The sequence below is a fragment of the Streptomyces sp. CA2R106 genome, assembly GCF_037034245.1.
Taxonomy (GTDB): Bacteria; Actinomycetota; Actinomycetes; order Streptomycetales; family Streptomycetaceae; genus Actinacidiphila.
This window is the reverse complement of sequence record NZ_JBAGKC010000016.1, coordinates 105,611-123,696: the sequence shown is the minus strand read 5'-3', so window position 1 is coordinate 123,696 and position 18,086 is coordinate 105,611. Positions and strand designations below refer to the sequence as shown.

Here is an 18,086-nt window from a genome sequence, read left to right as displayed (position 1 = left end):
CCCCGCGACCACCGCGCGACGGCCGGCCGCATGGATATGCTGTCGCATGCAAACTCATTGACCGACGGGTCGGTGGCTCCGTAGGCTCCCCACCATGGAGCCCGTACCGGAGACCGCCGACCCGTCGGCGTATCTGCGCGCCGACGATGTCATCGACCACGGCCACCCGCAGGTCCTGCGCACCGCCGCACTGCTGCGCGCCGGCGCGCCCGGACCGTATGAATATGCGGAAGCGGCGTACACCTACGTACGCGACGAGGTGCCGCACACCTTCGACAGCGGCGACGACCGGGTGAGCCTGCGCGCCTCGGAGGTGCTGGCCACCCGCAACGGCATCTGCTACGCCAAGTCCCACGCCCTGGTGGCGCTGCTGCGCGTCGAGGGCATCCCCGCCGGGCTGTGCTACCAGCGGCTCGCGGACGGCGGCGGCGGCACCGTCCTGCACGGGCTGATCGCGCTGCTGCTGCCCGGCACCGGCCGCTGGGCGCGGCAGGACCCGCGCGGCAACAAGCCGGGGGTCGACGCTCGCTTCCGCCTCGACCGGGAGCAACTGGCCTTCCCCGTACGGCCTGCGTACGGCGAGCTGGACTACCCGGCGGTGTACGCCGTCCCGCCCGCGCCGGTGCTCGCCGCACTGCGCGGCGCCGGCAGCCGTACGGAACTGGCCGCGCGGCTGCCGGCCGGGCTGCCGTGACCCGGCGGCGGCACTCAGGCGGTCGTGGCCCGCTTCAGCAGCAGGTACATCTCGCAGCCCAGGCAGTAGGCGAAGGCCGCGTTGAGGAAGGCGGCGGCGAGCGCGCACCCGGTCGCCGCCAGCCCCAGCCACTGCGGTCCGACCAGGTAGCCGACCGTGCCCAGCGCCGCGAAGAACAGCCCGACGGCCTGCGCGAAGCGCGGCGGCGCCGCGTCCTCCGTCCCGGTCGGCGGCCCGAGCCGCGGCCGGACGAGGGTGCGGAACACCCAGCCGTACGGCGACCTGGCCACCCCGGCGGCCGCGCCGACCGCGAAGACCACCGCCTGCGCGGCCAGCAGCCAGCCGCTGCCGGTCACCAGCACCACCGCCAGCACCACCGTGGTCACCGCGGCGCCGAAGCGGGGCCCGCGCACATCGATCTCCATGGCTGGAATCATCACCCACCCGCGACACGCCGGAGCCGCGGGAATCATTGCGGTCCTGTGAACGCTTGCCGGGTAGGGCTTGCCGTGGGCGGCGGGCCCATAGGCACATGGAGCGGAGAGTGCCCGCGGCGCGCAGCGGACGGGCCGGTGGCGGAAGGGGAGTGGGCGGCATGGTCGGAGCGATCGTCTGCCTCGCCGTGCTCGTCGTCGCCGGCGGCTACGGACTGGTGCACCGGCGCAGGGACGGGAGGATCAGGGTGCGGGCCAAGGACGGCGGGCAGCGGCTGACGGCGGGCGACCTCGGGGAGCCGCTGGGCGAGCGGGCCACGCTGGTGCAGTTCTCCAGCGCCTTCTGCGCGCCCTGCCGCGCCACCCGCCGCATACTCGGCGAGGTCGCGGGCATGGTGGAAGGGGTGCGGCACGTGGAGATCGACGCCGAGGCGCACCTCGAACTCGTGCGGCGGCTGGACGTGTTGAAGACGCCGACGGTCCTCGTGCTCGACGCGGACGGCGCGGTGGTGCGCCGCGCCGCCGGGCAGCCGCGCCGGGCCGACGTGATCGCCGCGCTGGGCGCGGCGGTCTGAGCGGACGGCCGCCGGCGCTTTCCGGCCACCGGGTGTGGCGGGGCGCGGGTCGGGCACGTCACAGTTCGCGGGCCTTGCGGAGGGACCCGCACCTCTGTGTACTGACGAGTAATATATTCGCAGGGGCAGTTGCCGCGCCCTGGCAGAACGCGGCCACCGCGCGCGCCCAGGCCCTAATCTGGGCAGTTCACGAAGACGTGCAGGACGGAAGCAGTAGGAGAGCAGGCGTGAGCTTGAGGATCGTAGTCGCAGTGAAGTATGTGCCCGACGCCACGGGCGACCGTCACTTCGCCGAGGACCTGACCACCGACCGCGACGCGGTCGACGGCCTGCTGTCTGAGCTGGACGAGTACGCCGTGGAGCAGGCGCTCCAGATCGCCGAGGCCGCCGACGACGCGGAGGTCACCGCGGTCACCGTCGGCCCCGAGGACGCGCGCGGCGCGGTGCTCAAGGCCCTCCAGATGGGCGCGGCGAAGGGCGTGCACATCGAGGACGACGCGCTGCACGGCACCGACGTCATCGGCACCTCCCTGGTGCTGGCCAAGGCCATCGAGCACATCGGGTACGACCTGGTCGTCACCGGCATGGCCTCCACCGACGGCACCGCGGGCGTGGTGCCGGCGCTGCTGGCCGAGCGGCTGGGCATCCCGCAGGTGACGCTGCTGTCCGAGGTCGCGGTCGCCGACGGGAAGGTCACCGGCCGCCGCGACGGCGACGTGGCCAGCGAGGAGCTGGAGGCGGCGCTGCCGGCCCTGGTGTCGGTCACCGACCAGTCCGGCGAGGCCCGTTACCCGTCCTTCAAGGGCATCATGGGCGCGAAGAAGAAGCCGCTGGAGACGCTCGACCTGTCCGACCTGGGCGTGGACGAGGCCGAGGTGGGGCTCGGCGGCTCCTGGACCGCCGTGCAGGACGCCACCGCGCGCCCGGCGCGCACCGCCGGCACGATCGTCAAGGACGAGGGCGAGGGCGGCAAGCAGCTCGCCGAGTTCCTGGCCGCGCAGAAGTTCATCTGAGCCGCTGTCGTTGCCGGCCGCCCCGATCCGCCGGCCGCCGCCCCTTCCCGAACCGCAGGAGAACGATTCCCATGGCTGAAGTCCTCGTCTACGTCGACCACGTGGACGGTGCCGTCCGCAAGCCGACCCTCGAACTGCTCACCATCGCCCGCCGGCTGGGCGAGCCCGTCGCGGTCCACCTCGGCCCCGGCGCCGAGGCCGCCGCGGCCGTCCTCGGCGAGCACGGCGCCACCCGCGTCCTGACCGCCGACGCGCCGGAGTTCGCCGACTACCTCGTCGTCCCGAAGGTCGACGCGCTCCAGGCCGCGGCCGAGGCCGTCGGCCCGGCCGCGATCCTGGTGCCGTCCTCCGCGGAGGGCAAGGAGATCGCCGCCCGCCTGGCGCTGCGGCTCGGCTCGGGCCTGATCACCGACGCCGTCGACGTCGAGGCCGGCGCCGACGGCCCGGTCGCCACCCAGTCGGTGTTCGCCGCCGCCTTCACCACCAAGTCCGTGGTGAGCAAGGGCACCCCGGTCATCACCGTCAAGCCGAACGCCGCTCCGGTCGAGCCCGCGGCCGCCGCCGGCGCCGTGGAGCCGCTGACCGTCGCCTTCGGCGAGCTGGCCACCGGCACCAAGGTCGTCTCGCGCACCCCGCGCAAGTCCTCCGGCCGCCCGGAGCTGACCGAGGCCGCGATCGTGGTCTCCGGCGGCCGCGGGGTCAACGGGGCGGAGAACTTCGCCGTGATCGAGGCGCTCGCCGACTCGCTCGGTGCCGCGGTCGGCGCCTCGCGCGCCGCGGTGGACGCCGGCTGGTACCCGCACAGCAACCAGGTCGGCCAGACCGGCAAGTCGGTCTCCCCGCAGCTGTACATCGCCAACGGGATCTCCGGCGCGATCCAGCACCGCGCCGGCATGCAGACCTCGAAGACGATCGTCGCGGTCAACAAGGACGCCGAGGCGCCGATCTTCGACCTCGTCGACTACGGCGTGGTCGGCGACCTGTTCAACGTCGTCCCGCAGCTGACCGAAGAGGTCAAGGCCCGCAAGGGCTGAGCCGCACCAGCGCCGCCCCGGCCCCGGCCCCCGTACGCCTCACGCGTGCGGGGGCCGGCGGCGCTGTTGACCGCCCCGCCCGCCCCCGCTAGCTTGCGCTTCAACGGTTTGTTGAAGTTTCTTGAAATCCGGGGAGGGCGCAGATGCCGGCCGAAACGACACTCGCGGACGCCGTACGCACGCGGATCGGTGCCGCGCTGGCCGCCACCGACGCCGAACTCGCCCGCCGCTACCCCGGCGAGCGCGCCACCCGCCAGCCCGTGCACACCGTCTACGTGCCCGCCGACGCCTACGACGCCGGCACCGTACGCTCCTGGGGCGACCAGGCGCTCGCCGCGCTCGACACCCACGCGCCCGACGCCGCCGCGTTCGGCGCCGTACTCGGCCTGACCGGCGAACTCGCCGCCGACGTCCACGAACGGGTCCGCGCCAAGCTGCGCCGCGAGCCCGTGGAGGACCTGCGGATCGACTTCGAGGACGGCTACGGGGTGCGCCCGGACGCCGAGGAGGACGCCGCGGCCGTCACCGCCGCCCGCACCCTCGCCGCCGCGGCCGCCGACGGCACCGCCCCGCCCTACGCCGGCATCCGCATGAAGTGCATGGAGGCCGCCGTACGCGACCGCGGCATCCGCACCCTCGACCTGTTCCTCACCACCCTGCTCGACGCCGGCCCGCTCCCCGACGGGCTCGTCCTCACCCTGCCCAAGGTCACCTTCCCCGAGCAGGTCGCCGCGATGGCCGAGCTGTGCGGGGAGTTCGAGCGGGCGGCCGGACTGCCCGAGGGGCGGCTCGGCTTCGAGATCCAGATCGAGACCACCCAGGCCGTCCTGGGGCCCGACGGCACCGCCACCGTGCCCCGCCTCATCGACGCCGCCGCCGGCCGCGTGACGTCACTGCACTACGGCACCTTCGACTACAGCGCGGCCTGCGGGGTCAGCGCCGCCCACCAGGCCCCCGACCACCCCGCCGCCGACCACGCCAAGGCCGTCATGCAGGTCGCCGCCGCGGGCACCGGCGTACGCCTGTCCGACGGCTCCACCAATGTGCTCCCGGTCGGCTCCACCGCCGACGTGCACGCCGCCTGGCAGCTCCACTACGGCCTGGTGCGCCGCTCCCTGGCCCGCGCCTACTACCAGGGCTGGGACATGCACCCCGCCCACCTCCCGACCCGCTACGCGGCCGCCTACGCCTTCTACCGCGAGAGCCTGCCCGCCGTCGCCGCCCGCCTCGCCGCCTACGCCTCCCGCGCCGCCGCCCCCGCCCCGGCCGTCCTCGACGAGCCCGCCACCGCCCGCGCCCTGGCCGCCCACCTCCTGCGCGGCCTCCACGCCGGCGCCCTCACCCCGGCCGAACTCCCCCTCCCCGCCCCGACCTTGACCGCCCTGGCCACCCCGCGCGCGCCCGCCTGACCCGGCCCCTCACGGCCGACCCCCGCCGGCGCTGTGCCCGTCGAACAGGCGACGGAGGAAGGCCAGCGACTCCGCCGGGGCGAGCGCGGTGTCCCGCAGGACGTCATAGGCGAGTCGGAGCGGCTCCACGTCCTCGGGGTCTTCGAGCAGGCGGCTGCCGCAACTGCTCCGGGCGTAGGCGACGGTGCGCCCGTCTGCGGGTCACGGGCTTCGCGGCGTAGCACGGCTTCGTCGATCAACGCCCGGTAGTGCACAGGGTCCTGACCGGTCAGCCGCTCCTGGCGCTTCAGCCGCGCGGCGACCTGCGCGTCCAGCTTCTGCCCGCTGCCCGGACGGGAGGCGCGAAGCTGCTCCTCGGCGTAGGCGCGGACCTGGAGCAGCTCGGGTACCGCGCTGACGGCGTACTCCTGGATGCCGGCCGCGCTCGCCTCCAGCGACGCCAGACCCAGGAACGGCCTGTCCCTGCTCTCCCGCTTCGCCAGGCGCCACAGCTTTGCCAGCAGCTCCCCGGTCCCGTAGACGCGGTCCAGCGCGCTTGCCGTTTCCAGCGTGCCCAGGCGTGTTCCGCGCTCCAACCGGTGCAGGTACGACTGCTCGTAGTGGCACAGCTCTGCGAGCTGGACCAGCGTCATTCCCGACTGCTGCCGCCGGTGGGCCAGTTCGCTCGCGTACAGCTCCCTTGCCGACAGCCACTCCCAGTCGGTTCCCTCTGCTGCGCTGTCTGTGCTCATGGGCAGTCGCCGGTCCTTCCTCGCACCTGCGTGGACGTCGGCCCCGGCTCGTCGGTGAGTCCGGGGTGTGCGGGTCCAGGCTTTCTGTCCGGGGGAGGGGGCGACAGGGACGCTGCGTACTACTTTCGGGACGCTAAGCGACGATGCCCAGGAACTCGGCCAGGGAACGGAGGCCGGGCGGGTGGTTGGGGAGGGACCACAGGTCGCGGACGACGGCGACGGCGAGGGTGTGGTGCTGCATCCACGTCGGGGCGACGCGGCGCAGGGATTCGAGGGTCCGGACGGCACCGGGCGCGTCCCCGAGGTCGGTGTGGGCGCGCGCGACGTCGAGCAGCAGCCAGGTTCGCCACGACGCGGGGGTGTCCTTGGACAGCCGCATGCCCTCGGCCAGTTCCAGGGCCTCGGCGGAGTGGCCGTACTGGACGGCCAGCCGTACCCGCTCGATGCGGACGGACGACGGACTGAAGACGCTGACCATCCGGTGGTCGGTCCCGGCGGGCAGCTTGGACACGCGGGCCGCTTGCCTCTCGGCCGTCTCCATCATCCCTGCCGCGCGCTCGTAGTCGCCGCTGCGCGCGGCGGACGTGGCCGCGCTCATGGTCAGGCCGCCCCACACCTTGAGCCCGTCGGCGGTGCCGGTGTGCCCGGCCTCCTGCATCGCGCCGGCGGCGCGCTCGGCGACGTCGAGGGCATCGGCGAGCCGGCCTTGCCGCTGGTAGGTCCACGCGACGGAGTTCACGATCATGGGAACGAGCAGCGGGTCCGCCGAGCGCTCGGCTGCCTCGATCGCGCGCTCCAGGCCGGTCAGCGCCAGGTCGGTCTTCCCCATGCGCACCGCGACGTGCCCGCCGAGCTGAAGCGCCTTGCCCAGGGCGGCGAATCCGTCCGCCCGGCCTGCCTCGCTGCCGGCGGCGGCCGACCGTGCGTCGGCGATCAGGTCGGGAAGTACCTTCATGACGGTGTCGAACTCGGCCGCGTGGTAATGCGTCCAGGCGTCGGCGATCCGTTCCCGCAGCCGGTCCGGCGAGAAGTCAGCCGCGGGCGGGGGCGGCCCGGGGGCCCACAGCGGCGGCATGATCGCCCGGCGTACCGCGACAAAACGCGGGCCGTCGTGGTCGCCGCCGGCCGCGAGCCCCGGCGGGTCCCCGAGCAGCGTCGTCAGCTCCACCCCCAGACCGTTCGCCAGGGCGTGCAACGTGGGCAGCCGAGCGGAGTGCTTGCGCCGCTGCTCCAACTGCCGGATGACGTCGACCGAAACGCCGGAGCGTTCCGCCAGCTCCTCCTGCGTCAGACCCGCCAGTCTCCGCAGGCGCCGCAGGGTCCGCCCCAGATCCTCGTTTGCCACGCCCTCACGGTACGCCCGCGCGCCGTGACGCCCCGCGTCGTACGGTTGCCCCGCGGTCCGGACGATCCGCGGGGTGCGGCGATGCGCGGTCGGGGTGATCCGCGGTAGGAAAATGTGCGGCGGGCGGGGCGCGACGCTTGCAGACTGGGTCCATGGAGCGCTTGGTGGAGGTCGGGGAGCGGCTGGCGCGGGTGGGCGGGGTGGTCGGGGTGTGCCTGGGCGGGAGCCGGGCGGTTGGGGCGCATGGCCCCGGCTCCGATTACGACCTCGGGCTGTACTACCGGCAGCCGCTGGACACCGCGGAGCTGCGGTCGCTGGCGGCCGAACTGACCGGTGCGCCCGTGGAGGTGACCGAGCCGGGCGGGTGGGGGCCGTGGGTGGACGGCGGCGCCTGGCTGACCGTCGACGGGCACCGCGTCGACTGGATCTACCGCGACCTGGACCGGGTGCACCGGATCTGGCGGGAGTGCCAGCAGGGGCACTTCGAGATCGGCACCCAACCCGGCCACCCGCTGGGCGTGTACTCCCACGCCTACGTCGGCGAGGTGGCCGTCGGGCGCGTACTGGCCGACCCCGGCGGCGAGATCCGGGCCCTGAAGGAGCAGGTGCGCCACTACCCGCAGCCGCTGCGCGAGGCCCTCGTCGCCAACGCCCGCTGGGAGGCGCCGTTCATCCTCGCCGGCGCGCGCAAGGGGGCGGCCCGCGGCGACGCCTTCTACGTCGCCGGATGCCTCTTCCGCGCCGTCGGGCTCCTGGTGCACGCGCTCCACGCCCACGCCGGCAGCTGGGTGCTCAACGAGAAGGGCGCGGTGCGGGCAGCCGGTCAACTCGCCGGCGCCCCCGCGGACTTCGCGGCCCGCGCGCAGCGGCTGTTCGCCGCGCTCGGCACCGGCCCGGATGCACTTGCAGCCGCCCTCGACGACGCCGACCGGCTGACCGGCGACGTATGCGCCGCGCTCGCCCGGTGAGCCGGGCCCGAGCCAGGCAGCAGGGCCCGGCCGGGCCCCGCTTACCGCGGGGGCGGGAACTCGGCGGAGCCGCGGGCGATCAGCCGTACGGGCAGCTCGGTGCGGCTGGTGCCCTCGGAGATGATGCCGTCCAGCCGGCGGAAGAGCTGCTGCGCGGCCACCCGGCCGATGCCCGGGGCGTCCTGGGCGACCACGGTGATCGCCGGGTCGAGGACGTCGGCCAGTTCGAAGTCGTCGAAGCCGACCAGCGCGATCCGCTCCAGCCGCCCCGCCAGCACCCGCACCGCGGTGACCGTGACCCGGTTGTTCCCCGCGAACAGCGCCGTCACCGGCTCGGCACCGCCCAGCATCGCGTCGAGCGCCGCCTCGACCCGCTCGGGCGTCGTCGGGCCCATCGCGTACCACTCCGGGCGGATCGGCAGCCCGGCCGCCGCCATCGCCTCGCGGTACCCGCGCAGGCGCTCGCCCGCGGTGTGGATGCCCGGCTGGTCGCCGATGAAGCCGATCCTGCGGTGGCCGTGCGCGATCAGGTGCGCCACGCCCTCCCGGGTGCCGCCCGCGTTGTCGGTGAGCACCACGTCCGCGTCCAGCCGCCCGGCCGGCCGGTCGACGAAGACCGTCGCGACCCCGGCGGCGATCTCCGGCAGCAGGTAGCGGTGGTCGTCCCCGGCGGGCACCACGACCAGGCCGTCCACCCGGCGCGCGCAGAACGCGAGCACCAGCTCCTGCTCCCGGCGCGGGTCCTCCGCACTGGACCCGGTGAACAGCAGCGCGCCGTGCGACCGCGCCACGTCCTCCACGGCCCGGCTCAGCGCGGCGTAGAAGGGGTCCGCCAGGTCCTCCAGCACCAGTCCGACGCTCGCCGTACGCCGGGTCCGCAGCAGCCGCGCGCTGTCGTTGCGCCGGAAGCCGAGCGCGTCGATGGCGGCCTGCACCCGGGCGGCGGTGTCGGGCGTGACGCCGGGTTCCTCGTTCACCACCCGCGACACCGTCTTGAGGCCGACGCCCGCCCGCGCGGCGACATCCTTCATCGTGGGCCGGGGTGCACGTCCAGGTGTTTGGGTCACGGTCGTAGTATTCCCTGCGACAAGAGATGGACAACGTTGTCACGATCAGGCGAGACTACCCTCGTCCGCACCCTTGCCGACAGGGAGCCCGCAACCAGCACCGGATGAACACAACGCGATCGAACGCTCACGCTGCGTATCGGCTCCGCCGTGGCGGAACGCATACGCCGCGTACGGCGTCCGACTGACACGTACGACGTACGTACGCACGTCCCCGCACCACGCACGACGTACCCCGCGCGCACCACGCGCCACGCACGACGCACGCACCCGCACGACATGCACGACGCACGACACGCACGCCGCACACCCACGACGCGCCGCACACGCACGACGCGCACGACGCACGACACGCACGCACACCCCCACCGCGGGCACCACGCACGCACAACGCACAAGGAGACGCCGCAGCGATGCACCCTGACAGCGCGACCGGTCCGCTCGTGGCCGCACTGGACATCGGCGGCACCAAGATCGCCGGAGCCCTCATCGACGCCGAGGGGCGGTTGCTGGCGCGCGCACTGCGCCCCACGCCCGGCGGCCCGGACGGCGAACTGGTGATGAGCGCGGTCAGAGCGGTGCTCTCCGAACTCCGGACCGCCGCGCAGTGGGGCGGGGTCGTGGCCGTCGGCATCGGCAGCGCCGGGCCGGTGGACGCGGCACAGGGCACCGTCAGCCCGGTCAACGTGCCCGGCTGGCGCGAGTTCCCCCTCGTGCCGCGGGTCTCGGAGGCCGTCGGCGGCCTGCCCGTCGTCCTGACCGGCGACGGGGTCGCGATGACCGCGGCCGAGCACTGGCAGGGCGCCGCGCGCGGCTACGACAACGCGCTGTGCATGGTGGTGTCCACCGGCGTCGGCGGCGGGCTGGTGCTCGGCGGCGCGCTGCTGCCCGGGCCGACCGGCAACGCCGGGCACATCGGGCACATCAGCGTGGACCTCGACGGCGACCGCTGCCCGTGCGGGTCGCGCGGCTGCGTGGAGCGGATCGCCAGCGGGCCGAACATCGCGCGGCGCGCCCTGGACGAGGGCTGGCGGCCGCTGCCCGGCGCGGCGCCGACGGCCGCGTCCGTCGCGGAGTCCGCGCGCCGCGGGGACGCCGTCGCGCTGGCGTCGTTCGACCGGGCCGCCCAAGCGCTCGCCGCCGGGATCGCGGCGACCGCCACGCTCGTGGAGATCCACGTCGCCGTCATCGGCGGCGGCGTCTCCGCGGCCGGGCCGCTGCTCTTCGACCCGCTGCGCGAGCACCTGGCGCGGTACGCCACGCTCTCCTTCGCCGCGGGCGTCGAGGTGGTGCCCGCCAAGCTCGGTACGGACGCCGGGCTGGTCGGCGCGGCGGCCGCGGCCGCGCAGGCGCTGCGCCTCTTCCCGACCACGGCGTAGGGCTCCGCCGGGGCGCCCCGCCGGCCCGCGCGCATCGGCGCGGGTGCGGGGGCGCCCCGTCAGACCGCGATGCCGAGTTCCGCGAGCAGACGGCGTACGCGCCGCTCGATCTCGTCGCGGATCGGCCGTACCGCGGCCACGCCCTGCCCGGCGGGGTCCGGGAGCGCCCAGTCCAGGTAGCGCTTGCCGGGGAGGACCGGGCAGGCGTCCCCGCACCCCATCGTGACCACGACGTCGGACATCTCGACGGCCTGTGCGGTCAGGACCTTGGGCACCTCGGCGGAGAGGTCGGCGCCCACCTCGGCCATGGCGGCCACCACCGCGGGATCGACCTCGTCGGCGGGCAGCGAACCCGCCGACCGGACCCGCACCCGCTCTCCTGCCAGAAGCGTGAGGTAGGCGGCGGCCATCTGCGAGCGGCCCGCGTTGTGCACGCAGACGAAGAGGACCGAGGGCGGGGCGTGTTCAGGCATGGGCGGGTTCCTCCGGAGCAGCGGCCGCGGCGGGGACGGCGAAGTGGCGGCGGGCGTGGTGGGCGACGTGGACGAGGCCGATGAGCGCGGGGACCTCGACGAGCGGGCCGACCACTCCGGCCAGGGCCTGGCCCGAGGCGGCGCCGAAGGTGGCGACGGTGACCGCGATGGCGAGTTCGAAGTTGTTGCCCGCCGCGGTGAAGGCCAGCGTCGTGGCGCGGGCGTGGCCGAGTCCGACGGCGCGGCCCAGGGCCATGGAACCGGTCCACATGAGGGCGAAGTACGCCAGCAGGGGCAGGGCGACGCGGACGACGTCCCAGGGGTGCGAGGTGATCGCGCGGCCCTGGAGCGCGAACAGCACGACGACGGTGAACAGCAGCCCGTACAGGGCGAACGGGCCGATGCGGGGGACGACCGCGGCTTCGTACCAGGTGCGGCCGCGCGCCCGTTCGCCGAGCCGGCGGGTGAGGTAGCCGGCGGCGAGCGGAACGCCGAGGAAGACCAGCACGCTGCGGGTGAGGGTCCACACCGAGACGTCAAGGCCGGTCTGCCGCAGGCCGAGCCACCCCGGGAACACGGTGAGGTAGAACCAGCCCAGCAGGGAGAACGCGAGGACCTGGAAGACGGAGTTCAGCGCGACCAGGACCGCCGCGGCCTCGCGGTCGCCGCACGCGAGGTCGTTCCAGATGACGACCATCGCGATGCAGCGGGCCAGGCCCACGATGATCAGGCCGGTGCGGTAGGCGGGCAGGTCCGGCAGGAGGAGCCAGGCCAGCGCGAACATCAGGGCCGGGCCGGCGACCCAGTTCAGCAGCAGCGACGGCACCAGCAGGCGTCGATCGCGGGTGACCGCGCCGATCCGGTCGTAGCGGACCTTGGCCAGCACCGGGTACATCATCACCAGCAGCCCGAGCGCGATCGGCGCGGACACCCCGGCGACGGTGGCGCCGGACAGCCTGCTGCCCAGGCTCGGCACCGCACGGCCCAGGCCGATTCCGGCGGCCATCGCGGCCGCGATCCAGGCGGCCAGGTAGCGGTCGAGGAACGACAGCCCCTTCGCCACGCCCCCGCGGGCCGAAGGGGCGCTCACCGGGCGCTTTCCGGGACCGCGGGCAGCGGTTCGCCCGCGGGGCGGGTGAGGAGGGCGGCGAGGCGGTCGGTGGTGGCGGGCAGGGGGCGGTAGTAGACCCAGGTGCCGCGGCGTTCGCTGTCGATGAGGCCGGCCTGCTTCAGCAGCTTGAGGTGGTGCGAGATCGTCGGCTGCGACAGGTCGAACGCGGGGGTCAGGTCGCACACGCAGACCTCGCCGCCCGCCCGCGAGGCGATCATCGACAGCAGCCGCAACCGGACCGGGTCGCCCAGCGCCTTGAAGACCGCCGCCAGCTCGGCCGCCTGCTCCTCTTCCAGCGGCGCGGTCAGCAGCCCGGGGCAGCATCCGGCGCCGCCGTCGTCCTGGCCCAGCACCACCAGCTCTTGATTCGACATGCTTCTATATTGACGTCCTTCGATCTACGGCGCAAGCTTGTATCGACAGATATCAATACATGCTGATGGGAGTCCCGCCATGTCCCGTGCTCAACTCGCCCTGCGCGTCAGCGACCTGGAGGCGTCGATCGCCTTCTACACGAAGCTCTTCGGCGCCGAACCGGCCAAGCGGCGCCCGGGCTATGCCAACTTCGCCCTCACCGAGCCCCCGCTCAAGCTCGTCCTGATCGAGGGGGAGCCCGGCCACGACACCCGCCTGGACCACCTCGGCGTCGAGGTGGAGTCCACCGAGCAGGTCGACGCCGCCACCACCCGCCTGAGGACCGTCGGCCTGGCCACCTTCGAGGAGGGCGACACGTCCTGTTGCTACGCCCTCCAGGACAAGGTCTGGGTGCACGGTCCGGGCCGGGAGCCCTGGGAGGTCTACGTCGTCAAGGCCGACGCCGACACCCTCGGCGCGCGCGTCGACGGCCCGCGTGCCGCCACCGGGGACGGCTGCTGCGCGGGGACCTGACCGGCGGCGGGGGCCGCCGCCGCGCGGGCTCGGACGTTCAGGCCGCCGCGGCGGAGGACCGCCAGCACTCCGGGCAGCCACTCCGGCTACCGAACAAGCTGTTCCTTGGCCTCCGGCCGCGGGCCGGCCTGTGGAGCCGTGCCCGGAGTCGCGTCCGCATGCCATCCTCTCTGGTCAACGTGGTCGCGCGTCGCTGCGAGGACGCCGACGCACCCTGCCCGCCGCCGGTGGCGCGGAGCGGATCTCCTTTCTCGCCGGTGGGACGAGAAAGGAGATCCGGTGGTGTCGGCGGCGGGGCGGGCGGTGCGGGACCGTGGGGGTCAGGGGGCGAGGATGACCGTCTTGCCGGGCAGTCGCCCGGCGGCGGCGTCCTGGTGGACGGCGGCGAGCTCGGTCACCGGGCGGCGGGCGGCCACGTGGACCCGGAGCTTGCCGGCGTCCACCTTGGCGGCCAGCTCGGCCAGCTGGGCGCCGTCGGGGCGGACCCACAGGTTCGCGTTGCGCACGCCGCGGGCGGGGTCCTCGGGAATCGCGCCACCGCTGCTGGCGGCGACGCCGCCGTCGGCGACGTAGTCCGTCAGCCGCGCGAGGTCTTCCGGGGAGTGCCGCACGTGGTTCACCACGACCTGGAAGGGACCGCCCACGGCGGCCGGGCCGGCGGCGAGGTCGAGGGGCTCGACGACGCGCTCCGCGCCGTAGCCCAGGAGGCGGTCGGCGTGCTGCGGGCCGTCCACCGCGGTCACGTGCGCTCCCGCGTCGACGGCGAGCTGCACCACGATGCTGCCCACCGCGCCTGCGGCCCCGTTGACCAGGACCTTCTGACCGGGCTTCAGCTCGGCCAGTTCGAACACCGTCTGCCAGGCCGCGAGGCCGGTGAGCGGCAGCGCCGCGGCGTCGGCCAGGGCGAGGGTCTTCGGCGCCGGTGCGATGGAGTCGGCCGGGACGACGGCGTACTCGGCGGCGCCGCCGGCGGTGTCCAGGGGCAGCATGGCCACGACATGGTCGCCGACCTCCAGGTCCGTCACGCCCGCGCCGAGTTCGGTGATGGTGCCCGCGAGGTCGATCCCGGTCACGTAGGGGAGGGGGGTCGGCATGAGCTCGGCCAGGTGGCCGGCGCGGATGTGGTCATCGACCGGGTTGAACGAGGTGGCCGCGACCCGGACCAGCACCTGCCCGGCGCCGGGAACGGGCCGGTCCACGTCTTCGAAGCGCAGGACCTCGGTGCCGCCGAACTCGTGGAAACGCATGGCCTTCATGAGGGTTTTCTCCTGGGTGTGTTGATGCCGTCGCCGCGGATGGGGCGATGGGGCGATGGGGCGATGGGGCGATGGGGCGTGAGGGTGGAGCACGTCGACCGGGGTGTCGAGGTGTTCAGGTCAGTTGCAGCGACCGGGTCGAGTTGCCCATCACCATGCGGTCGATGGTGCTGATCGCGCTGCTGGGGTCGTCGGCTGCGCCGAGGGAGCACAGCAGCGGGACGAAGTGGTCGGCGGTGGGATGGGCGATGTCGGCGCCGGGCGCCTTGCCGCGGTAGTCGATGAGGGCGTCGGCGTCGCCCCGGGAGAGGGCGTCGACGGCCCACGCGTCGAAGGCAGTGGTGGCGGCGGCGAGTTCCGGCCGGCGGAAGACGGCGAAACTGTGGGTCATGAAGCCCGAGCCGAGCACGAGGATGCCTTCTTCGCGCAGGGGCCGCAGCCGCGCGCCGAGGCCGAGCAGGTCGTCGGCGTCGAGGCTGGGCATGGATAGCTGCACGACGGGGACGTCGGCCGCCGGGTACATGGCCATGAGCGGGATGAAGGCGCCGTGGTCGAGGCCGCGGCCGGTGAACTGGTGCACCGGCGTGGGGCCCATCAGGCCCGCCAGGCGCCGGGCCAGGTCGGTGGCGTCCGGGGTCGCGTAGGGGAGGGTCTTGTAGCGGGGGTGGAAGCCGTTGAAGTCGTAGTGCAGCGGGGTGCCGGCCGCAGCCCCGGAGATCGCGACCGGCGCCTGTTCCCAGTGGGCCGAGACGACGACGATGGCCCGCGGTTTGGGCAGCGACCGGCCCCAGTCGAAGAGGGCATCGAGCCACTGCGGATCGTCGAGGGTGAACGGGGCCCCGTGGCTGACGAAGAGGCTGGGCAGGGGTCCGTCCGACGGCTCCCACATCCTCTGCTCGCGTGCCTGGGGCAGGACCCGGGCGAGCAGGTCGTCGTACGCCGCGGCGGGTCCGCGTGATGCGAGAGGCGAGGTCAGATTGGTTGCCGGCGGCACAGTGATCAGCTCCTTGACTTGCCTGGGCAAGCGATTTTCCTTGCCGAGGCAAGTGAGAAGATACTCCGAAAGGAGTTGCCCAGGCAAGTGATGTCACTTGACCGGGCAAGTGATCACGGGGTTGCCGAGGCATGTGACGTGGGTTGCCTGGGCAAGTACGATGGGGTTCATGGACACGCCGTCACCCTGGCTCGACGACGAACAGCAGGCCCTGTGGCAGGCGCTGCTGACAGTCGTGATCGCCCTCCCCGCGACCCTCGACCGCCAGTTGCAGCGAGACGCGGGTGTCTCCAACTTCGAGTACGGGGTGCTGGCCCGGCTGTCCATGGCGGATGAGGACACGATGCGGCTCAGTGAGCTGGCCCGGGACTGCGACAGCACCCAGCCGCGCCTGTCGAAGGTCATGGACCGCTTCGAGACCCGCGACTGGGTCACCCGCCGCCCCGACCACGGCGACGGCCGGTACACCCTTGCCACCCTCACCGACGCCGGCCGGCAGAAACTCGCCGAGAGCGCGCCCGAACACGTCGCCCAGGTCAAACGGCTCGTGTTCGACCCACTCACCGCCGCCCAGCGGCGCCACCTCACCACCGCGCTCACCCGCATCGCCGCCACGCTGCGCCAGGAACTCGACAGGGGGTGAGCGCCGCCTCGGACGGAAACCTCTCGCCAGGCACGAACCTCCTCCTCCCCTGGGCGGAACCGTGTTGCGGGCGGCGCCCGGCGGCGGGGATCGAGGCGGGGGAGGCCCCGCGGGCCGCGCTGCGCCGGGAGCTGCGGGAGGAGGCCGGGCTCGTGGTGGGGGTCGATCCGAAGAACGTCCCCGGATGCGTCGTCCTGCCCCGCCGCTGGGTTGTGGAGCGCTCCCACGCCTGGATCATGCACGCCCGCAGACACGCCCGCGACTACGAACGCCTCATCCAGCACTCGGAATCGCTGATCACCTGGGCCGCCATCACTCACATGCCCCGTGGGAGCGTTGATGCCCCGCCGAACGCAGCTAGCGTCGGGTGGCAGTACGCCGGCCTTGCCGGCGCTGCCGTCCAAGGAGAGCTGTCTGCTCGGACTTGAGGCGTGCGAAGTTCTCGCGGGCGTAGGCGCGTATCGCGGTTGCCGGGAACGCGCGTGGTGGGTGCTCGATGGTCAGGTCCCCGCATTCCCATTTCGCGGCGGACAGTTCGTGCCAGGCTGCGTGCGCGTAGACCTCCAAAAGGAGGGGGGACATTTCGGCTTCGTCCATCAGGTCCGCTTTGGTGTTGACGAGGTCGCGGATGGCGCGGTGAGTGGGCAGGAAGACGGTGTTGATCCACAGCCGCCATTCGACCTGCTCGTCCTGGTGGGACAGCGGCTCGCGTCCTTCGGGGCGGGGGTGCTTCTCGCTGAAGGCTTGATACAGACGGCTGTTGACCTCAACCAATGCGAGAAGCGGCCCGTAGAACTCGGAGAGCTGGCGGTTCACCCGCGCCAGCCGTTCCTGCCGCTGCGTCAACCGCAGGCTGTTGAAGTAGGTGACGAGGTACCCGGCGAAACCTGCCGTGATGGTGACAACTACTGCGCCCATGGATGGCAACGCTAACGTCTGACAGACGCCTGGGACATGGCGTTGCAAGGCGTTCGGCGGCTCACCGGGCGGCCGGTGAACGGGCCTCCCCGCAGCGGGAGTTCGCCGGCTACGCGTGGATGCCGGGGTTGGCGGCCATGACGTCCTCGGCGGTCCCCCACAGGCGGGGCAGGAAGCGCAGGGTCCGCTGGGCGCCGGCCAGGAGGTCCGCGGTGGAGGTGATGCCGAGGTCGGCGACGGCCGCGCGGAAGGCGGGGGACAGGGCGCGGTGCAGGCCGGGGGCGTCCGCCGCCAGGATCGTGTGGCAGCGGGCGAACGTCGCGATGATCCAGAAGACGGCTTCGCGGTGGTCGCCGCGGTCGATGAGGTCGCGGCTGCCGTCGATGGCGATCGGGCGGGCGGCCGCGGTGATGTCGCTGCTGAAGAAGAACGGGGTGCGGGCCGCGGCGGCGGTGGCGTCGAACGTCTCGGCGAGCGCGGCCAGATGGTGCCGGACGCGCTCGGCGGTCAGCTGCCGGCAGCCGAGGAGGTCCAGCAACTCGGGGTAGCGGCCCGGGAGTCCGTGGTCGGCGAGGGCCGCGCGTGCGGCGGGGTAGCGCAGCCGCACCGTCGGGTTGCGCAGCGCGGCGGCCAGCAGGACGTGGGTGGTCACGCCGGTGGGGAAGAGCCAGGACGTCACCTGCTGGTGGAAGGGCGCGGCGGGGTCGAGGGCCGCGAGGCCGGTCTCGATCCGCCGGCGGGCGTCCTCGCACCTGCGGCGGACCCAGGGCAGCGCGGCGAACCGCGCCGCGATGTCGGCGTGCAGGGCGCGCAGGTGCCCGGTGGGGTCGTCGATGACGGTGTCGGTGCGGAAGCTGCCCGCCAGGTGGTACGACCCGAGGACGCCGTCGGCGGTGGCGAGCAGCGACCAGGGCAGGTAGCTGACTTCCAGGAGGACACCGTGGTGGCGGAGCTTGCCCGGCTTGGCCGGCGGGTCGTCCGCGGCGGTGACGACCACCACGTCGACGTCGGAGGACGGTGCCAGCTCGGCGCCGTCCGGCAGCCCGACCGTCGAGCCGCTGAAGTACGCCCCGCGGAAGCCCGCGTCCGGCCGGGCGTACCGCTCGACCCACGCGGACGCGGCGGACCGCCCCCTGCCCACGTTCACGTCGTCC

At 73.7% G+C, this 18,086-nt stretch carries 19 protein-coding genes and 3 pseudogenes; 11 read left to right on the top strand and 11 right to left on the bottom strand.

Features of this window, described 5'->3' with window-relative positions; all coding sequences use genetic code 11:
• Nucleotides 1-94: 94 nt before the first annotated feature.
• Nucleotides 95-694, top strand: coding sequence for a transglutaminase-like domain-containing protein (locus tag WA788_RS22440; protein ID WP_335980061.1), 600 nt, complete (start codon nt 95-97; stop codon nt 692-694).
• 14 nt (nt 695-708) lie between these two features.
• Here the strand turns inward: WA788_RS22440 and WA788_RS22435 are convergent, their stop codons facing one another.
• Nucleotides 709-1,119, bottom strand: coding sequence for a DUF4395 domain-containing protein (locus tag WA788_RS22435; RefSeq protein ID WP_335980059.1), 411 nt, complete (start codon nt 1,117-1,119; stop codon nt 709-711).
• A 170-nt stretch (nt 1,120-1,289) separates the two neighbouring features.
• Here WA788_RS22435 and WA788_RS22430 point away from each other — a divergent pair, with 170 nt between their 5' ends.
• The 4 genes from WA788_RS22430 to WA788_RS22415 all read left to right on the top strand — a co-directional run bounded on the left by WA788_RS22430 (nt 1,290) and on the right by WA788_RS22415 (nt 5,159).
• Nucleotides 1,290-1,703: a thioredoxin family protein gene (locus tag WA788_RS22430; RefSeq protein ID WP_335980056.1), complete on the top strand. Its 414-nt coding sequence runs from the start codon at nt 1,290-1,292 to the stop codon at nt 1,701-1,703.
• A 227-nt stretch (nt 1,704-1,930) separates the two neighbouring features.
• The gene (locus WA788_RS22425) at nt 1,931-2,716 is read left to right on the top strand and encodes an electron transfer flavoprotein subunit beta/FixA family protein (RefSeq protein ID WP_335980054.1); all 786 of its coding nucleotides are present in this window, start codon (nt 1,931-1,933) and stop codon (nt 2,714-2,716) included.
• A 71-nt stretch (nt 2,717-2,787) separates the two neighbouring features.
• Nucleotides 2,788-3,750, top strand: coding sequence for an electron transfer flavoprotein subunit alpha/FixB family protein (locus WA788_RS22420; protein WP_335980052.1), 963 nt, complete (start codon nt 2,788-2,790; stop codon nt 3,748-3,750).
• 143 nt (nt 3,751-3,893) lie between these two features.
• Complete coding sequence (locus tag WA788_RS22415; protein WP_335980050.1) at nt 3,894-5,159, top strand: DUF6986 family protein; 1,266 nt, start codon at nt 3,894-3,896, stop codon at nt 5,157-5,159.
• Between the two features lie 9 nt (nt 5,160-5,168).
• Here the strand turns inward: WA788_RS22415 and WA788_RS22410 are convergent.
• Both WA788_RS22410 and WA788_RS22405 read right to left on the bottom strand, forming a co-directional pair.
• Nucleotides 5,169-5,890: pseudogene (locus WA788_RS22410) on the bottom strand (helix-turn-helix domain-containing protein).
• 133 nt (nt 5,891-6,023) lie between these two features.
• Nucleotides 6,024-7,235, bottom strand: a complete 1,212-nt coding sequence (locus WA788_RS22405) for a helix-turn-helix domain-containing protein (protein WP_335980049.1) — start codon at nt 7,233-7,235, stop codon at nt 6,024-6,026.
• A 152-nt stretch (nt 7,236-7,387) separates the two neighbouring features.
• Here WA788_RS22405 and WA788_RS22400 point away from each other — a divergent pair, with 152 nt between their 5' ends.
• On the top strand, nt 7,388-8,203 hold the full coding sequence (locus WA788_RS22400) for a nucleotidyltransferase domain-containing protein (protein ID WP_335980048.1): 816 nt from the start codon (nt 7,388-7,390) through the stop codon (nt 8,201-8,203).
• 41 nt (nt 8,204-8,244) lie between these two features.
• On the opposite strand, the gene WA788_RS22395 is transcribed toward WA788_RS22400, so the two are convergent.
• Nucleotides 8,245-9,234, bottom strand: coding sequence for a LacI family DNA-binding transcriptional regulator (locus WA788_RS22395; protein WP_335980047.1), 990 nt, complete (start codon nt 9,232-9,234; stop codon nt 8,245-8,247).
• Nucleotides 9,235-9,683: 449 nt separating this feature from the next.
• Here WA788_RS22395 and WA788_RS22390 point away from each other — a divergent pair, with 449 nt between their 5' ends.
• A complete protein-coding gene (locus WA788_RS22390) occupies nt 9,684-10,649 on the top strand; it encodes an ROK family protein (RefSeq protein ID WP_335980045.1) in 966 nt (321 codons plus the stop codon).
• Nucleotides 10,650-10,708: 59 nt separating this feature from the next.
• Here the strand turns inward: WA788_RS22390 and WA788_RS22385 are convergent, their stop codons facing one another.
• Genes WA788_RS22385 through WA788_RS22375 form a run of 3 tightly spaced genes read right to left on the bottom strand, consistent with a single transcriptional unit; the run spans nt 10,709 to nt 12,607 of the window.
• Nucleotides 10,709-11,122, bottom strand: a complete 414-nt coding sequence (locus WA788_RS22385; RefSeq protein WP_335980043.1) for an arsenate reductase ArsC — start codon at nt 11,120-11,122, stop codon at nt 10,709-10,711.
• Entirely contained in the window at nt 11,115-12,212 is a 1,098-nt protein-coding gene (arsB, locus tag WA788_RS22380) for an ACR3 family arsenite efflux transporter (RefSeq protein ID WP_335980040.1), read from the bottom strand. The genes WA788_RS22385 and arsB overlap by 8 nt, the downstream gene beginning before the upstream one ends.
• Entirely contained in the window at nt 12,209-12,607 is a 399-nt protein-coding gene (locus tag WA788_RS22375) for an ArsR/SmtB family transcription factor (RefSeq protein WP_335980039.1), read from the bottom strand. The genes arsB and WA788_RS22375 overlap by 4 nt, the downstream gene beginning before the upstream one ends.
• A 79-nt stretch (nt 12,608-12,686) precedes the next feature.
• Here WA788_RS22375 and WA788_RS22370 point away from each other — a divergent pair, with 79 nt between their 5' ends.
• Entirely contained in the window at nt 12,687-13,121 is a 435-nt protein-coding gene (locus WA788_RS22370) for an ArsI/CadI family heavy metal resistance metalloenzyme (protein ID WP_335980038.1), read from the top strand.
• 320 nt (nt 13,122-13,441) lie between these two features.
• Here the strand turns inward: WA788_RS22370 and WA788_RS22365 are convergent, their stop codons facing one another.
• Nucleotides 13,442-14,377: an NADP-dependent oxidoreductase gene (locus WA788_RS22365; RefSeq protein WP_335980037.1), complete on the bottom strand. Its 936-nt coding sequence runs from the start codon at nt 14,375-14,377 to the stop codon at nt 13,442-13,444.
• A 115-nt stretch (nt 14,378-14,492) separates the two neighbouring features.
• A complete protein-coding gene (locus tag WA788_RS22360; protein ID WP_335980035.1) occupies nt 14,493-15,401 on the bottom strand; it encodes a dioxygenase family protein in 909 nt (302 codons plus the stop codon).
• Nucleotides 15,402-15,540: 139 nt separating this feature from the next.
• Between WA788_RS22360 and WA788_RS22355 the strand changes: the two genes are divergently transcribed.
• The 3 genes and pseudogenes from WA788_RS22355 to WA788_RS22350 form a co-directional block, all read left to right on the top strand.
• A complete protein-coding gene (locus WA788_RS22355; protein WP_335980033.1) occupies nt 15,541-16,014 on the top strand; it encodes a MarR family winged helix-turn-helix transcriptional regulator in 474 nt (157 codons plus the stop codon).
• Nucleotides 16,011-16,178: pseudogene (locus tag WA788_RS36090) on the top strand (NUDIX domain-containing protein); the annotation flags it as partial. The gene WA788_RS22355 and the pseudogene WA788_RS36090, both read left to right, overlap by 4 nt.
• A 3-nt stretch (nt 16,179-16,181) precedes the next feature.
• Nucleotides 16,182-16,385 (top strand): annotated as a pseudogene (locus WA788_RS22350) (transposase); the annotation flags it as partial.
• Here WA788_RS22350 and WA788_RS22345 read toward each other — a convergent pair.
• Together WA788_RS22345 and WA788_RS22340 are read right to left on the bottom strand one after the other, a co-directional pair.
• A complete protein-coding gene (locus WA788_RS22345) occupies nt 16,372-16,932 on the bottom strand; it encodes a hypothetical protein (protein ID WP_335980031.1) in 561 nt (186 codons plus the stop codon). The pseudogene WA788_RS22350 and the gene WA788_RS22345 sit on opposite strands and share 14 nt — an antisense overlap.
• 109 nt (nt 16,933-17,041) lie before the next feature.
• Nucleotides 17,042-18,079, bottom strand: a complete 1,038-nt coding sequence (locus tag WA788_RS22340; protein ID WP_335980028.1) for a hypothetical protein — start codon at nt 18,077-18,079, stop codon at nt 17,042-17,044.
• Nucleotides 18,080-18,086: the final 7 nt, after the last annotated feature.

Bases quoted from the DNA above. Each gene is read 5' to 3' on its own strand.
- WA788_RS22440 (WP_335980061.1), top strand. From the start codon at position 95: ATGGAGCCCGTACCGGAGACCGCCGACCCGTCGGCGTATCTGCGCGCC.
- WA788_RS22435 (WP_335980059.1), bottom strand. From the start codon at position 1,119: ATGGAGATCGATGTGCGCGGGCCCCGCTTCGGCGCCGCGGTGACCACG.
- WA788_RS22430 (WP_335980056.1), top strand. From the start codon at position 1,290: ATGGTCGGAGCGATCGTCTGCCTCGCCGTGCTCGTCGTCGCCGGCGGC.
- WA788_RS22420 (WP_335980052.1), top strand. From the start codon at position 2,788: ATGGCTGAAGTCCTCGTCTACGTCGACCACGTGGACGGTGCCGTCCGC.
- WA788_RS22415 (WP_335980050.1), top strand. From the start codon at position 3,894: ATGCCGGCCGAAACGACACTCGCGGACGCCGTACGCACGCGGATCGGT.
- WA788_RS22400 (WP_335980048.1), top strand. From the start codon at position 7,388: ATGGAGCGCTTGGTGGAGGTCGGGGAGCGGCTGGCGCGGGTGGGCGGG.
- WA788_RS22395 (WP_335980047.1), bottom strand. From the start codon at position 9,234: ATGAAGGATGTCGCCGCGCGGGCGGGCGTCGGCCTCAAGACGGTGTCG.
- WA788_RS22390 (WP_335980045.1), top strand. From the start codon at position 9,684: ATGCACCCTGACAGCGCGACCGGTCCGCTCGTGGCCGCACTGGACATC.
- WA788_RS22385 (WP_335980043.1), bottom strand. From the start codon at position 11,122: ATGCCTGAACACGCCCCGCCCTCGGTCCTCTTCGTCTGCGTGCACAAC.
- WA788_RS22375 (WP_335980039.1), bottom strand. From the start codon at position 12,607: ATGTCGAATCAAGAGCTGGTGGTGCTGGGCCAGGACGACGGCGGCGCC.
- WA788_RS22370 (WP_335980038.1), top strand. From the start codon at position 12,687: ATGTCCCGTGCTCAACTCGCCCTGCGCGTCAGCGACCTGGAGGCGTCG.
- WA788_RS22365 (WP_335980037.1), bottom strand. From the start codon at position 14,377: ATGAAGGCCATGCGTTTCCACGAGTTCGGCGGCACCGAGGTCCTGCGC.
- WA788_RS22355 (WP_335980033.1), top strand. From the start codon at position 15,541: ATGGACACGCCGTCACCCTGGCTCGACGACGAACAGCAGGCCCTGTGG.
- WA788_RS22345 (WP_335980031.1), bottom strand. From the start codon at position 16,932: ATGGGCGCAGTAGTTGTCACCATCACGGCAGGTTTCGCCGGGTACCTC.